Origin of the sequence: Bradyrhizobium sp., from assembly GCF_035935975.1 — a bacterium.
Classification (GTDB): Bacteria; Pseudomonadota; Alphaproteobacteria; order Rhizobiales; family Xanthobacteraceae; genus Bradyrhizobium.
Genome location: NZ_DASYWN010000024.1, coordinates 89,163 through 102,666, shown reverse-complemented (window position 1 = coordinate 102,666; position 13,504 = coordinate 89,163). Strand labels below are relative to the sequence as shown.

11 protein-coding genes are annotated in these 13,504 nt (G+C 67.3%); 2 read left to right on the top strand and 9 right to left on the bottom strand.

The annotated features are described in order from the left end of the window. The first annotated feature begins 6 nt into the window (after positions 1-6). Positions 7-1,560 carry a hydantoinase/oxoprolinase family protein gene (locus VGR99_RS12250; protein WP_326898623.1) on the top strand — a complete coding sequence of 518 codons (1,554 nt, stop codon included), beginning with the start codon at positions 7-9 and terminating at the stop codon, positions 1,558-1,560. Between the two features lie 461 nt (positions 1,561-2,021). On the opposite strand, the gene VGR99_RS12245 is transcribed toward VGR99_RS12250, so the two are convergent. The 7 genes from VGR99_RS12245 to VGR99_RS12215 form a co-directional block, all read right to left on the bottom strand. Beyond that, the gene (locus VGR99_RS12245) at positions 2,022-2,330 is read right to left on the bottom strand and encodes a GIY-YIG nuclease family protein (RefSeq protein ID WP_326898853.1); all 309 of its coding nucleotides are present in this window, start codon (positions 2,328-2,330) and stop codon (positions 2,022-2,024) included. Positions 2,331-2,945: 615 nt separating this feature from the next. Next, on the bottom strand, positions 2,946-4,442 hold the full coding sequence (locus VGR99_RS12240) for an ABC transporter substrate-binding protein (protein ID WP_326898622.1): 1,497 nt from the start codon (positions 4,440-4,442) through the stop codon (positions 2,946-2,948). A 55-nt stretch (positions 4,443-4,497) separates the two neighbouring features. Next, positions 4,498-5,502, bottom strand: coding sequence for an oligopeptide/dipeptide ABC transporter ATP-binding protein (locus VGR99_RS12235; protein WP_326898621.1), 1,005 nt, complete (start codon positions 5,500-5,502; stop codon positions 4,498-4,500). Further along, positions 5,499-6,512 (bottom strand): ABC transporter ATP-binding protein, encoded by a 1,014-nt coding sequence (locus tag VGR99_RS12230; RefSeq protein ID WP_326898620.1) that lies wholly within the window; start codon positions 6,510-6,512, stop codon positions 5,499-5,501. Before VGR99_RS12230 ends, VGR99_RS12235 begins: the two co-directional genes overlap by 4 nt. A 2-nt stretch (positions 6,513-6,514) precedes the next feature. Beyond that, on the bottom strand, positions 6,515-7,408 hold the full coding sequence (locus tag VGR99_RS12225) for an ABC transporter permease (protein WP_326898619.1): 894 nt from the start codon (positions 7,406-7,408) through the stop codon (positions 6,515-6,517). After that, positions 7,405-8,355: an ABC transporter permease gene (locus tag VGR99_RS12220; RefSeq protein ID WP_326898618.1), complete on the bottom strand. Its 951-nt coding sequence runs from the start codon at positions 8,353-8,355 to the stop codon at positions 7,405-7,407. Before VGR99_RS12220 ends, VGR99_RS12225 begins: the two co-directional genes overlap by 4 nt. Before the next feature lie 99 nt (positions 8,356-8,454). Then, entirely contained in the window at positions 8,455-9,876 is a 1,422-nt protein-coding gene (locus VGR99_RS12215; protein WP_326898617.1) for an amidase, read from the bottom strand. 121 nt (positions 9,877-9,997) lie between these two features. On the opposite strand from VGR99_RS12215, the gene VGR99_RS12210 reads away from it, so the two are divergent. Beyond that, positions 9,998-10,885, top strand: coding sequence for a LysR family transcriptional regulator (locus VGR99_RS12210; RefSeq protein WP_326898616.1), 888 nt, complete (start codon positions 9,998-10,000; stop codon positions 10,883-10,885). 7 nt (positions 10,886-10,892) lie between these two features. Here the strand turns inward: VGR99_RS12210 and VGR99_RS12205 are convergent, their stop codons facing one another. Together VGR99_RS12205 and VGR99_RS12200 are read right to left on the bottom strand one after the other, a co-directional pair. Then, positions 10,893-11,828 carry a carbohydrate kinase gene (locus VGR99_RS12205; protein ID WP_326898615.1) on the bottom strand — a complete coding sequence of 312 codons (936 nt, stop codon included), beginning with the start codon at positions 11,826-11,828 and terminating at the stop codon, positions 10,893-10,895. Between the two features lie 5 nt (positions 11,829-11,833). Then, positions 11,834-13,480, bottom strand: coding sequence for an FGGY-family carbohydrate kinase (locus tag VGR99_RS12200; protein WP_326898614.1), 1,647 nt, complete (start codon positions 13,478-13,480; stop codon positions 11,834-11,836). Between the last annotated feature and the right edge of the window lie 24 nt (positions 13,481-13,504).

The following is a 13,504-nucleotide window of genomic DNA, read 5'->3' as shown; positions in this document are numbered from 1 at the left end:
GATCCCATGAAGCGTATTGGCATCGATGTCGGCGGCACCAACACGGACGCCGTGCTGATCGTCGACGAGAAGGTCGTTCATTCCGTCAAGCGGCCGACCACGGCCGACGTGACCTCGGGCATCCTCGATGCCCTCAAGGCGCTCCGCGCCGAGCCCGCCGCTGCGGTCAAGGTCGACGCGGTCGTGATCGGCACGACGCATTTCATCAACGCCGTGGTGCAGCGCCGCCACGTGCAGAAGATCGGCGCGATCCGCATCGGCATGCCCGCCAGCGCCTCGCTGCCGCCGTTCTGCGACTGGCCGACCGATCTCGCCACGCTCGTCAACGGCGAGATCTTCATGCTGGAAGGCGGCCACGATTACGACGGCCGTCCGTTCATGCCGCTCGACATCGCCGGCCTCAAGGACGCCGCGCGAAAGATCAAGAACGCCGGCCTGCGCTCGGTCGCGGTGTGCTCGAGCTTCTCTCCGCTCGATCCCTCCTGCGAGACCACGGCGCGGGAGATCCTCGCCGACATCTGCCCTGACGTCGCGGTGACGCTGTCGCACGATCTCGGCCGCATCGGCCTGCTCGAACGCGAGAATGCCGCGTTGCTCAATGCCTCGCTGCACGATCTCGCTGTCACCACGGTCGCGGCCTTCCGCAAGGCCATCGCCGACAGCGGCATCGATGCGCCGCTGTTCCTGACGCAGAACGACGGCACCGTGATGCAGGCCGAGATCGCCACCGCCTTCCCGGTGATGAGCTTTGCCTCCGGCGCCACCAATTCGATGCGGGGCGCGGCGCATCTCTCCGGGCTCGACGATGCCATGGTGGTCGACGTCGGTGGCACCACCAGCGACATCGGCCAGCTTCGTCACGGCTTTCCGCGCGAAGCGAATGCCGTGGTCGAGGTCGGCGGCGTGCGCACGCTGTTCCGGATGCCCGACCTGCTCTCGATCGGTCTCGGCGGCGGCAGCCATGTCGACGAGGACCCGGTCCGCGTCGGCCCGCTCAGCGTCGGCTATCGCCTGACCTCGGACGCACTGGTGTTCGGCGGATCCCGCCTCACCGCAACCGACATTGCGGTCGCCGCAGGCCTGATCGACATCGGCGACCGCTCCCGCGTCGCCAATCTACCGAAGCGCCTGATCGACGCCGCGCTGCGCGATGCCTGGCGCAAGCTGGAAGAAGACATCGACCGCATGAAGACGGAAGCCGGCGACGTCCCGCTACTCGCGGTCGGCGGCGGCGCCTTCCTGGTGCCGGATCGTCTGCCCGGCATCTCCGAGATCGTTCGCGTGCCGCATGGCGATTGCGCCAATGCGGTGGGTGCCGCGATCGCGCAGGTCTCCGGCGAGGCCGACCAGGTGTTCCGCGACCTCACCCGCGAGGATGCGATCGCAGCCGCGCGCGACATCGCAGCCGACCGCGCCGTGCAGGCGGGTGCCGCGCGCGACAGCCTCAAGACCGTCGACGTCGAGGACATGCCGATCGCGTATCTGCCGGGCAACGCCCTGCGCGTTCGCGTTCGCGTCGCCGGTGCGATCGCCGATCCGGATCTGCCGGCGGCCGCGTAGGCGAACACAAAAGTTGAAAAACAACCCCATGCACAGTAGGCGGGGATAGCAAGATCAATGGGTTAGGCGCGCAGGCCCGCGGTTTGACTCGTCGGGCAAAACAGGGGTATGTTGCCAACATCGGAAAATCCGCAGTACCGTCCTCCCCCGTCATCCTGAGGTGCGCGCTCTTGCGCGCCTCGAAGGATGAACGGCCGAGGTGCAGCCGGGCCGTCGCCCTCCGAGGCTTGCTCAGCGGCGCGATGCGCCGCAGAGCGCGCACCTCAGGGTGACGGTAGCGCGCTTGTCAGCTAGGCGTGCCGGAGCAACTTGTGAGCCGTGCCGCTGCTGTTACTCCGTTCTGAGCGCTTCGGAGTCGGAGCAGCTTCCTACCCGTCATCCTGAGGCGCGAGCCGTGGGACGCAACGCGTTCCACGGGGAGCCTCGAAGGATGTACGGCCGAGATTCATCCGGACGAGCGCTTACGTCTTCGACCTGGGTGCTCCGGCGCGTCGCTGCGCAAGCTGACTCACCGAAGTCCAATCCGAGCGAATAAGCGCTTCCTTCTTGGCGCGGCTCCATCCCTTGAGCTGCCGCTCGGCCGCAATGCCGTCGGTGATCCGATCGAAGTATTCCGACCACACGAGAACGACGGGCCGTCGCGAGTAGGTATATCCTTGATGAGCACCGGCATTGTGCTCGTCCACGCGCCTGGAGACATCGTCGCCCGTAGCGCTCCCGATGTAGAAGGAGCCGTCCGCGCAGCGCAGCATGTAGACATAGATGCCCACAACATCATCCTTCACGCACAGCATCATCCTTCGAGGCTCCCCGTACGGTGCTACGCACCGCACGGCTCGCACCTCAGGATGACGGCAGCGCGCTTGTTGTCAATGCGACATGTGGCAACTTATGAGTGTACCGCTGCCTTTATTTTGGTGAGAGCGCTTCGGAGTCGGAGCAGCTACCTACCCCGTCATCCTGAGGTGCGAGTTCGGCAATGCGACCGCACTGCCGAGCAAGCCTCGAAGGATGTCCGGCCGGGATGCAGCCGGGCCGTCGCCCTTCGAGGCTTGCTCAGCGGCGCGATGCGCCGCAGAGCGCGCGCCTCAGGGTGACGGCGGCGGGTTTGTCGGCAAAGCAAGCTGGAGCAGCTTGTGAGCCGTACCGCTGCTTCTATTTCGATCAGAGGGCTTCGGGGCTGACGGGCTTTGTCACCCCGTCATCCTGAGGTGCGAGCGGTGGGACGCGGTGCGTCCCACCGGGAGCCTCGAAGGATGTACGGCCGGGATGCAGCTGGGCCGTCGCCCTTCGAGGCTTGCTCAGCGGCGCGATGCGCCGCAGAGCGCGCACCTCAGGGTGACGGTGATGGATGCACGCCCACAAAAGAAAGCGGGCTTCGCCCCCTACTCCCAATGCCAGGTCGAGAAATCGTTCTCGTATTGCGGGACGTCTTTCCAGACACCCTTCAGCTTTTTGCTGGTGATGGTGATGAGCTGCGGCTGGTAGAGGTAGGCGGAGACGGCGTCGGTGGCCAGCATGCGCTGGGCGTCGCCGAGCAGCTTGGCGCGGGAGGCTTCGTCCGGCGTCGAGACGATCTGCTTGTAGAGCGCGTTGAACGCCTCGTTGTTGTAGCCGAGGTAGTAGTCAGGCTCGGTGACCTTGACGAGGTCGAACGGCTCGACATGGCTGACGATGGTGAGGTCGAAATTGTGCGGACCGTTGCCGGCAAACACCTGCGACAGCCACTGCGCCCATTCGACGTTCTCGATCTTGGCGATGATGCCGACCTTGGCGAGCTGGGCCGCGACGATCTCGCCGCCCTGACGCGCATAGGACGGCGGCGGCAGCTTGAGGGAGAGCTCGAGCGGCGTGGTGACGCCGGCTTCCGCGAGCAGCTTCTTGGCCTTCTCGGGGTCGTAGGGGTTGACGCCTGTGGTGTCGACATAGCCGAGCGAACCCGGCACGTAGAAGCTGCCGATCGGCGTGCCGAAGCCGTCGACGGCGCCGTCGATCATGGCCTTGCGGTCGATCGCGGCAATGATCGCGCGGCGGACGCGGACGTCATCGAGCGGCTTCTTGCGGTGGTTGAACGCAACGATGGTCTTGGCCTTGGAGCCGCCGACCAGAACCGAGAAACGCGGATCGGACTTGAACTGGGGCAAGGCGCGCGCCGCGGCGACGCGCGGGAATGCGTCAACGTCGCCCGACAGTAGCGCCGCCACCTGCGCCGCCGGATCGGAAATGAAGCGGATCGTCACCTTCGACAGCTTGATCGCCGAAGCGTTGCGATAGTCGGCCCATTTGGTCAGGGTGATCGAAGAGCCCTTGGCCCAGGCGCCGAGCTGATAAGGCCCGGTGCCGACCGGCTGTGTGACGTTGGTGGCTGCGCTCTTCGGCTCGACGATCGAGCCGCTCGCCTGCCCCAGCAGGAACGGCAGGTTCGGCTCGGAATTCTTCAGCGTGATGACGACCGTATCGGCATCGGGCGCGGCAACGGACTCGAAGCCCTGGAACAGGCTCTTGTCCTTGTTGGTGCTGGTGGCGACCGCGTTGCGCTCGAACGAGAATTTTACGGCTGCGGAATCGAACGGCTCGCCATTCTGGAATTTGACGCCCTTGCGGAGCTTGAACGTATAGGTCTTCAGGTCGGGCGAAGAGGTCCAGCTCTCCGCCAGCAGCGGCGAGGCGGTGCCGTCCTCGTTGATCTTGGTCAGCGTCTCGTAGATGTTGTAGAGCGTGACCTCGGCGATCGCGGCGGCGGCCGCATTGGTGGGATCGAGCCCCGGCGGCTCCAGCGCCATCGCCATGACGACGCTGTCCTTCTTGCTCTGCGCCAGAACCGGCAGCGGCGCTGCGAGAAGCGCAGCGGCGAATGCGACGATCGATAATTTCTTGAACATGCCCAACTCTCCGGCCCTATGTCTTCTCGAGACTACGCCAATCCCGTTTGGGACGCTAACCTTCCATGCTCGCCTGCGGCAACGCCATCACGGCCTCAGCCTTGTGACAGGCGGCAAGATGTCCCTCACCCACCCTGCGTAGCTCAGGCAGGGCGTCGCGGCAATGCTGGTCGGCGAGTGCACAGCGCGCGACATAGGGACACCCCGCTGCCGCCGCCGATTGCGAGGCGATCGCCTGGGCCCCGCGGCGGCGCCGGCCGCCCCCGGCGCGGGCCCGCGGCACGGCATCCAGCAGCGCCCGCGTATAGGGATGGGCGCAGCGCTCGAACAGATCCTCCGGCCGCCCCTGCTCGACGATGCGGCCGAGATACATCACCGCAACCTCGTCGCAGAGATAGTCGACCACCGCGAGGTCGTGGCTGATCAGGATGTAGCTGAGGCCGAACTGCTCCTGCAGATCCTGCATCAGGTTCAGCACCTGCGCCTGCACGGACACGTCGAGCGCGGAGACCGGCTCGTCGGCGACGATCAGCTTCGGCTGGGTGATCAGCGCCCGCGCAATCGCGATGCGCTGGCGCTGGCCGCCGGAGAATTCGTGCGGATATTTGTCCATGTCGGCTTCGCGCAGGCCTACCTGCTTCAACACCGCTGCGACGCGTTCGCGGAAGGTGCTGCGATCGGCGCCTTCCAGCACGGTGAGAGGCTCGGCGACGATGCGCGCGATGGTCTGACGCGGGTCGAGCGAACCATAGGGGTCCTGGAACACCATCTGGAAATCACGGCGGGCGCGGCGCAGCTCGTCGGGCGGGATGCGATTGAGATCACGGCCGAGCAGCGCGACCTGCCCCGAGGTCGGCCGCTCCAGCGCCATCACGACGCGCGCGAAAGTGGATTTGCCGGAGCCGGACTCGCCGACGATGCCGAGGCTCTTGCCGGCCTCGACCCGCACGCTGACGCCATTGAGCGCACGCACCTGGCCGGGCGGGCGGAACAGGCTCTCGCGCGGCAGCGTGTAGCGCTGCTCGAGATCCCTGACGTCGAGAAGGGGCGCGGTGCTCATGCGGACAGCGCTCCGACATTTGCGGCCATCGAGACGTCAGTCCTGATGCAGCGCACGACATGGCCGGGCCCGACATCCGCCATCGGCGGCAGCGCCGCGCGGCACGGATCGATCACCAGCGGACAGCGATCGGCAAAGGTGCAGCCCGCCGGCAGGTCGGCGAGCTCCGGCACGGTGCCCGAGATCGTCGTCAACCGCGTCCCCTTGCGCGCGCCGAGTTTTGGACGCGCGCGGAACAGGCCCTGCGTGTAGGGATGGCCCATGCGGCGGAACACCTCGTCGGTCGGCCCGCTCTCGACGACGGTGCCGCCGTACATCACCATCATGCGCTGCACGTTCTCGGCGATGACGCCGAGATCGTGCGAGATCAGGATCATCGACATGCCGCGCTCCTCGACGAGATCGGCGATGAGGTCGAGGATCTGGCCCTGGATGGTGACGTCGAGCGCGGTGGTCGGCTCGTCCGCGATCAGGAGGTCCGGCTCGCAGGCGAGCGCCATCGCAATGGTGATGCGCTGGCGCTGGCCGCCGGAAAACTGGTGCGGATAGGCATCGACGCGCCGTGCCGGGTCAGGCAGCCCGACGCGGTCGAGCAAGGCAATGGCCTCTTTCTTCGCCTGCGCCGCCGAATATTTCTTGTGACGCCGCAGCGGCTCGGCGACCTGATGGCCGATCGTGTGCATCGGATTGAGCGCGGTCATCGGCTCCTGGAAGATCATGCTGATGCGGTTGCCGCGCAGACGGCAATAATCTGCGTCGGCAAGTCCGGCGAGCTCGTTGCCATCGAGCCTGATGCTGCCGGTGACGACGGCGCTGTCCGGCAGCAGGCCCATCAGCGACATCGCGGTGACCGACTTGCCGCAGCCGGATTCGCCGACGAGCCCGAGCGTCTCGCCGCGCTTGAGCGCAAAGCTGACGCCGCGCACGGCCTGTGCGGGCCCGCGGCTGGTGTTGAGGCGGACGCCGAGATCGGCAACCTCGATCAGCGGCATGTCGGAGCGCTCGGCCATCGTCATCGCTCCCGCGCCAGGCGCGGATCGAGCAGGTCGCGCAATCCGTCGCCAAGAAGATTGAGGCCGAGCACGGCGATTGCGATCGCCGCACCCGGATAGACCGCGAGCATCGGCGACTGGAACAGCAGCGTCTGCGCATCGTTCAGCATCCGGCCCCAGGACGGCTGCGGCGGCTGCGTGCCGAGGCCGAGATAGGACAGCGCGGCTTCGGCAAGGATCGCGAGCGCGAACTGGATGGTCACCTGCACGATCAGGATCGACAGGATGTTGGGCAGGACATGCTCGATGGTGATACGGAATTTGCCCTTGCCCGAGGCGCGCGCGGCCAGCACGAATTCGCGCGCCCAGATCGCATTGGCCGAGCCGCGCGTCAGGCGCGTCAGCGTCGGGATCTGGAAAATGCCGATCGCGATGATCGAGGTCAGCATGCCCGGCCCCGCGACCGCGGCGAGCATGATCGCGGAGAGCACCGCCGGAAAGGCGAAGGTGAAGTCGGAGAAACGCATGATGATCTCTTCGGTCCAGCCGCGCTTTGCCGAGGCGATCAGGCCGAGGCAGACGCCGAAGGTGAGACCGATGCTGACCGCGATGATGCCGACCATGATGGTGGAGCGGGCGCCGGCGAGCAGCAGCGAGACGATGTCGCGGCCGAAGGCATCGGTGCCGAGCCAGTGCTCGGCCGAAGGCGGCCGGAGCTTTGAGGCGATGTCGATCTCGTAGGGCGACCACGGTGTCCACACCAGCGAGAGCAACGCCGAGGCCAGCACCAGCAGGCTCAGCGCGCCGCCGAGCACGAAGCTTCGGTGGCGCAGCGCGCGGCCCCAGAAGGTCTTGGCCGGCAGACGGCGCGTCGCGGCCGGCGCATCGATCGGTGTGGTCAGGGGCGCGCTCACAGGTCGTGGACCTTGATGCGGGGATCGATCAGCGCATAGAGCACGTCGACCACGAAATTGACGATGACGACCATGGTCGCGAGCAGCATCACGCAATTGCGCACCACGATCAGGTCACGGTTGGCGATCGACTGGAAGATCAGGCGGCCGAGGCCCGGCAAATAGAACACGTTCTCGATCACGATGGTGCCGGCGAGCAGATTGGCGAATTGCAGGCCCATCACCGTCATCACGGGGATCATGGCATTGCGCAGCACGTGGCTCCACAGCACTTCGCGCTTGCCGAGCCCCTTCGCGCGCGCGGTGCGGACGAAATCCTCGCGCAGCACTTCGAGCACGGCCGAGCGGGTAACGCGCGCGAGGATCGCGGCCTGCACCACCGCGAGCGAGATCGCCGGCAAGAGCAGCGACTTGATCCCCAGCCAGATGCCGTCCTCCCAGCCCGCGAAGCCGCCGGCGGAGAGCCATTGCAGCCGTACCGCGAACAGCAGCACCAGCAGGATCGCGAACCAGAAGTTCGGCAGTGCGATGCCCACTTGCGTCAGCGACATCACGCCGACATCGCCGAGCTTGTTGTGGTTGGCGGCGGTGTAGATGCCGGCCGAGAGCGCCAGGGTCACGGTGATCAGCATCGACATGATCGCGAGCGGGATGGTCAGCACCAGCCGCTCCGCGATCAGGCCGGCGACCGGCGTGCCGTAGACATAGGAGTTGCCGAGATCGCCGACGAGAAGGCCCTTGATCCATTGCAGGTAGCGGACCGCCAGCGGCTGGTCGAGCCCGAGCTTGACGGTGAGCGCGCGGACCGCATCGGCCGAGGCATCGGCGCCCATCAGCATCTGCGCGGCATTGCCCGGCAACGCGTCCATCACCAGGAAAATGATCAAGGATGCGCCGACCAGCGTCGCCAGCAAGGTCAACAGACGTCGGAGGACAAATACGCTCATACGCGCTCTGATTCAGGGCTCTTCGGCGGCACGATCAACATGTCCGGACGGCGGACGCAAGTCCTTTGCACGCAAGGGCTTTGCGGGCTGCGCATGTCGTCATTCCGGCCAGCGGGACAGGAGGCCAGTGGCGGCCTCGAACAGCGCGCTCACGCGCAGCAATTCGGCGTCGGCCCGGAAGCGGCCGACGAGCTGGAGGCCGATCGGCAAGCCGTCGCGGCCGAAGCCGCCGGGCAGACTGATGGCGGGGTGTCCGGTCATGTTGAAAGGCATGGTCCAGGGGAACCAGTGCGGCCGGACGCTGTCGAAATGCGTCCCGTCGATCTCGATCGTGCCGAACAGGTCCTGCTTGATCGGCAGCGCGGTGCGGGTGAGCGTCGGCATCGCCAGAAAGTCCCCGCGCGCAAGCAGGGATTGCACGCGGCGGAACAGCGCGGTGCGCGCGAACATCGCCTCCTGGTAATCGACGCCGCTGACTTCGGTGGCGAGCGCGAGCTGCTTGAGGAAGGCTTCGCTCAGCTCGTCGCCGTGCTCGGCCGCGAGCTTGGCAAAGCGCGTGCGCCAGACCGTGTGGTTGATGGCGCGCCAGATCGGCTCGATGTCAAAGCCCTCGCCGGAGAATTCCTCGAGCTCGGCGCCGAGGCCGGCCAGACGATCGAGGCTCGCCCGGAAGCTGGCCTGGACTTCGGCCGACACCGGACGGCCCGGCGGCGTCAGGCAGTACAGGATCCTCTGCCCGCGCAGATCGCCATGCGGGACGGCAGTGCCGACGAAATCGGGCACCGGCAGGCCGATCGACCAGGGATCGACCGGGTCCTCGCCGGCCATCGCCTGCATCATCAGCGCGGTGTCGGCCACGGTGCGCGTCATCGGGGTGACATAGGTCTGGTTGCCGAACACATCGAGCGCCTGGCTGTGCGGGATGACGCCGTTGCTCTGCTTCAAGCCGACCACGCCGTTGCAGGCGGCCGGAATGCGCGTCGAGCCGCCGCCGTCGGTCGCGATCGCCAGCGGCGCGATGCCGCTCGCCACCGCCACCGCCGCGCCGCCGCTGGAGCCGCCGGAGGAGCGGCAGGCGTCCCACGCATTGCGGGTGCGGCCGAACAGGGGCGAATCCGTCAGGCACTTGCTGCCGAATTCCGGCGTCGTGGTCTTGCCGATCAGGATCGCGCCCTCGCTGCGCAGCCGCGCGACCGCGACGGCGTCCTCCGCCGGCACGTTGTCCTTGTAGGGTACGGCGCCGAAGGTGGTCTTCACGCCCTTGGTGTTGACGATATCCTTGACGGTGACGGGGATGCCGTGCAGCAGGCCGAGCGGCTCGCCGGCCATCACCTTGCGCTCGGCCGCGCGGGCTTGCGCCATCGCCTCGTCGCCGCACAGCGTGATGAAGCAGTTCAATTCGGGCTGGAGCGCCTCGGCGCGGGCGAGCACGGCTCGGGTGATCTCGACGGGCGAAATCTGCTTTTGCACGATGAGGCCGCGCAGTTCAGTTGCGGACAGCAGACAGGGATCGCCGTTCATCGTCAATTCGCTCCGAAGCCGGCCGCCGTTGGCCGATGGCATTGACAGCGAGAATGACAGTTTTGTTAACTCGCCGTCCAATACGATTTTGATCGACAACCCATACGTTTTCGGTATGCCAATGGATCTTCGCAGGCTCCGCTATTTCGTCGCCGTCGCCGAGGCGCGCAGCATCGGCATGGCCGCCGAGCGGCTGCGGATGGCGCAGCCGCCACTCTCGGTGCAGATCCGCAAGCTCGAGGCCGAGATCGGCGCTCCGCTGTTCCGCCGCGGCACGCGCGGCATGGACCTCACCGAAGCCGGCCAGGCGCTGCTGGCGCGCGCCAGCGAAGCACTGGCGCTCGCCGCCGACGGCGCCGAGGCCGCGCGCGCGGTCGCCTCGGGGCGGCGCGGGCGGCTGTCGGTCGGCTACATGTTCGTGCTGGCGAATGCTATGCTGCCGCGGCTGATCCCCGAGCTGCGCCGCGCGGTTCCCGGCGTCGACCTCGACTTCGCCGAGCTCAGCGCCTCGACGCGCGAGGCGCGGCTGCTCGACCGCAGCGTCACGGTCGCGCTGTGCATGCCCGCCATCAACCATCCTGAAATCCAGGTGGCGCGGATCGGCGCGCAGCCCTTCATGCTGGTGATGCCGACCAGCTCGCCGCTCGCCCGCCTGAGCGCCGTGCCGATGGCGAAATTGCAGGGTCGTCCGCTGATCGCGCTGCCGCATCCGGACCATGGCCCCGCCTCCTCCGCTGTCGTCGCCCTCTTGCGCCGGCACCAGGTGGTGATGCCGATCGCGAGCCGGGTCGAGACGGTGCATTCGGCGATGAGCCTGGTGCTGGCCGGCGAAGGCCTCGCCATCCTGCCGGCCTGCGCGCAACTCGGCGCGCCGCGCGGCATCGTGTTCCGGCCCTTGCGTGACGCGACCGATTCCATCGACATCGCGGTCTGCTGGCGGCGGGATTCGCAGAGCCCGCTGATCAAGACCTTCCTCAAATGCGCCGAGAAGGTGGTCGCGTCGCTGTGAAACGGCGCTAGAGGCTCCACGTGATCTCATGGCTCCAGGGCGGATCGGCGCCCGGGCGGGTGCAGGTCAGGCCGGCGCAATTGGCGGCAAAGGTGAGCGCGCGGCGGAGTTCGTCGGCGCTGATGTGCTTCAAGTGTGAGCGGGCGAGCCTTCCCTGCTTGTGCAGGGCGAACAGCAGCGCGGCCTGAAAGCTGTCGCCGGCGCCGATGGTGTCGGCGACCTCGACCTTGGGCGCAGCGACCTCGATCTGCCCCGCTCCCGCGTGCCAGGCGATGGCGCCGTTGTTGCCGCGGGTGATGACGACGAGACTGGTGCCCTGCCCGAGCAGGGCATTCGCGCGCTGCGCGTAGGGCTCGTCGCCGAAGAGATAGGCGAAGTCGACGTCCGACATCTTGATGAGATCGGCGCTCGCCGCGAACTCGGCCATGCGCGCGAGATAGGCCGGCTTGTCCGTGACGAGGTTGGGCCGGCAGTTCGGATCGAAGGAGATGGTCGAGGACGCCCGCGCGTCAGCGATCAGCGCCTTGGTCTCAGCCGCGCCCTGGTCGTTGACGAGCGTGGTCGAGCCGACATGGACGGCCTCGACATTATCGAAGGGAATGGTGCCGCGCCGATACGTCCAGTTCCGCGTCGCGGTCCCGGCGTCATAGAAGGCATAATGCGACTCGCCGGCGACGATGCGCACGAAGGCGAGCGTGGTCTGGTGATCGCTGCGGGTGGCGAGGCCGAGCTCGACGTTCGACGCGGCCGCGTGATCGGCGATCATGCGGCCGAACAAATCGGTCGAGATGCCGCCGACAAAGCCGGTCGGTGCGCCCAACCGCGCCACGCCGATCGCGACGTTGAGGCAGGAGCCGCCGACAGCGGGCATCACCGCCTCGCGGCCGTCGGCATTCTTCGTCGGCACGAAATCAATCAGCGCATCGCCGCAGGCAATCAGCATTCTTTTCAACCCTTGGGACCATCGCGCATCGCCGCGCGGCTGCCGCGATCGACATCGCGCAGCAGCTTGTAGACCTCGCGCTTGCGGGTGTGAAAGGCGGCCATGTCGGGCGCGGTCGGCTCGCTCTTGCGTCCGAGCGCCGACATTTTTGCCATGGTCTCGCCGATCGAGGCATAAGCGCCGCCGGCCACCGCGCCGAGCATCGCGGCGCCGAGCAGCACCGGCTCTTTCGTCTGCGGCAGCGCGACGGTGAGGCCGGTGGTATCAGCCATGATCTGCCGCACCAGCGGACTGCGGCTGGCGCCGCCGCCCATGATCATGATGCCGGCGCGGACGCCGTGCGCGGCAAAGGCCTCGATCACTTCGGCGAGCCCATAGGCGAGGCCGCAGAGGCCGGCGACGAACAGCCGCTCCATCGAACCGATATCGGTGTCGAGATCGAGGCCCGCGATCACCGCGCGCGTGTCGGGGTCGGCGTAAGGCGAGCGGTTGCCGATGAATTCGGGCAGCACGTGGACGTCGCGGGCGAGCAGCGCGGCGCGGCTGGCATCGCCGGCGCGCGCGATGATGCGGCGTTCGAGGAACTCGATGAGGTCGACGCCCTCGTTCTTCGCCGCGGCACTCGCTTCCGCATGGCCGGGATGCGACTTGAGGAGATGGTCGATTGCGGCGCCCGCGGCGGACTGGCCGCCCTCGTTGAGCCAGAAGTCCGGCACCATGCCGGAGTAATAAGGCCCCCACACGCCGGGGACGAAGCACGGCTCCTTCGTCGTCGCCATGATGCAGGCCGACGTTCCCATGATGTAGGCGAGGCGATCGGTGACGTCTGTCGTGCCGCCTGATCCGTCGCGGCCGCCGATCGCGCCGATGCCGCCGGCATGCGCGTCGATCAGGGAGGCGCCGACCGGCGTGCCCGGCGAGAGGCCAAGATCGGCCGCGGCGGCGCGCGTGAGACCAGCGCCGAGCCGCGTGCCGGGCGCGACGATGTCGGTGCCGATGCGGGCGTAGCTCTCGGCGACGAAATCGGACAGGCCGATACGCTGGAAGAACGGCGCGCTCCAGCCGCCGCCGTCATGGGCGAGATAGTTCCATTTGCAGGTGACGGTGCAGGTCGAGCGCTGCAGCGAGCCGGTCGCGCGCCAGGTCAGATAATCTGCCAGATCGAAGAAGTGCCCGGCGGCATCGAAGCTCGCGCGCATATGGCGCTTGAGCCACAAGAGTTTCGGCATCTCCATCTCGGGCGAGATCGAGCCGCCGACATAGCGCAGCACGTCGTCGCCGGTCTCGTTGATCAGCCGGGCCTCGGCGGTGGCGCGATGGTCCATCCAGACAATGACGTTGCGCTGCGCCTCGCCGGAGGCGCTAACGGAAACCGGCGCGCCCTGCTTGTCGAGCACGACCAGGGAACAGGTGGCGTCGAAACCGATGCCGCCGACACTATCGGGGGCGATGGCAGCCTCGGCCATCGCCGCCCGCACGGATTTGACACAGGCGTCCCAGATATCCTCGGACGACTGCTCGACGATGTCGCCGGCCTCGTGCCAGATCCGGATCGGATGCTTCGCCGTCGCAAGCATCGTGCCGGCCTCGTCAAACACCCCTGCCCGCGTGCTCGTGGTCCCCACGTCGACGCCGATATACGCTCGCGGCATTGTCGCTCCCGGTCGCTTTCCGTC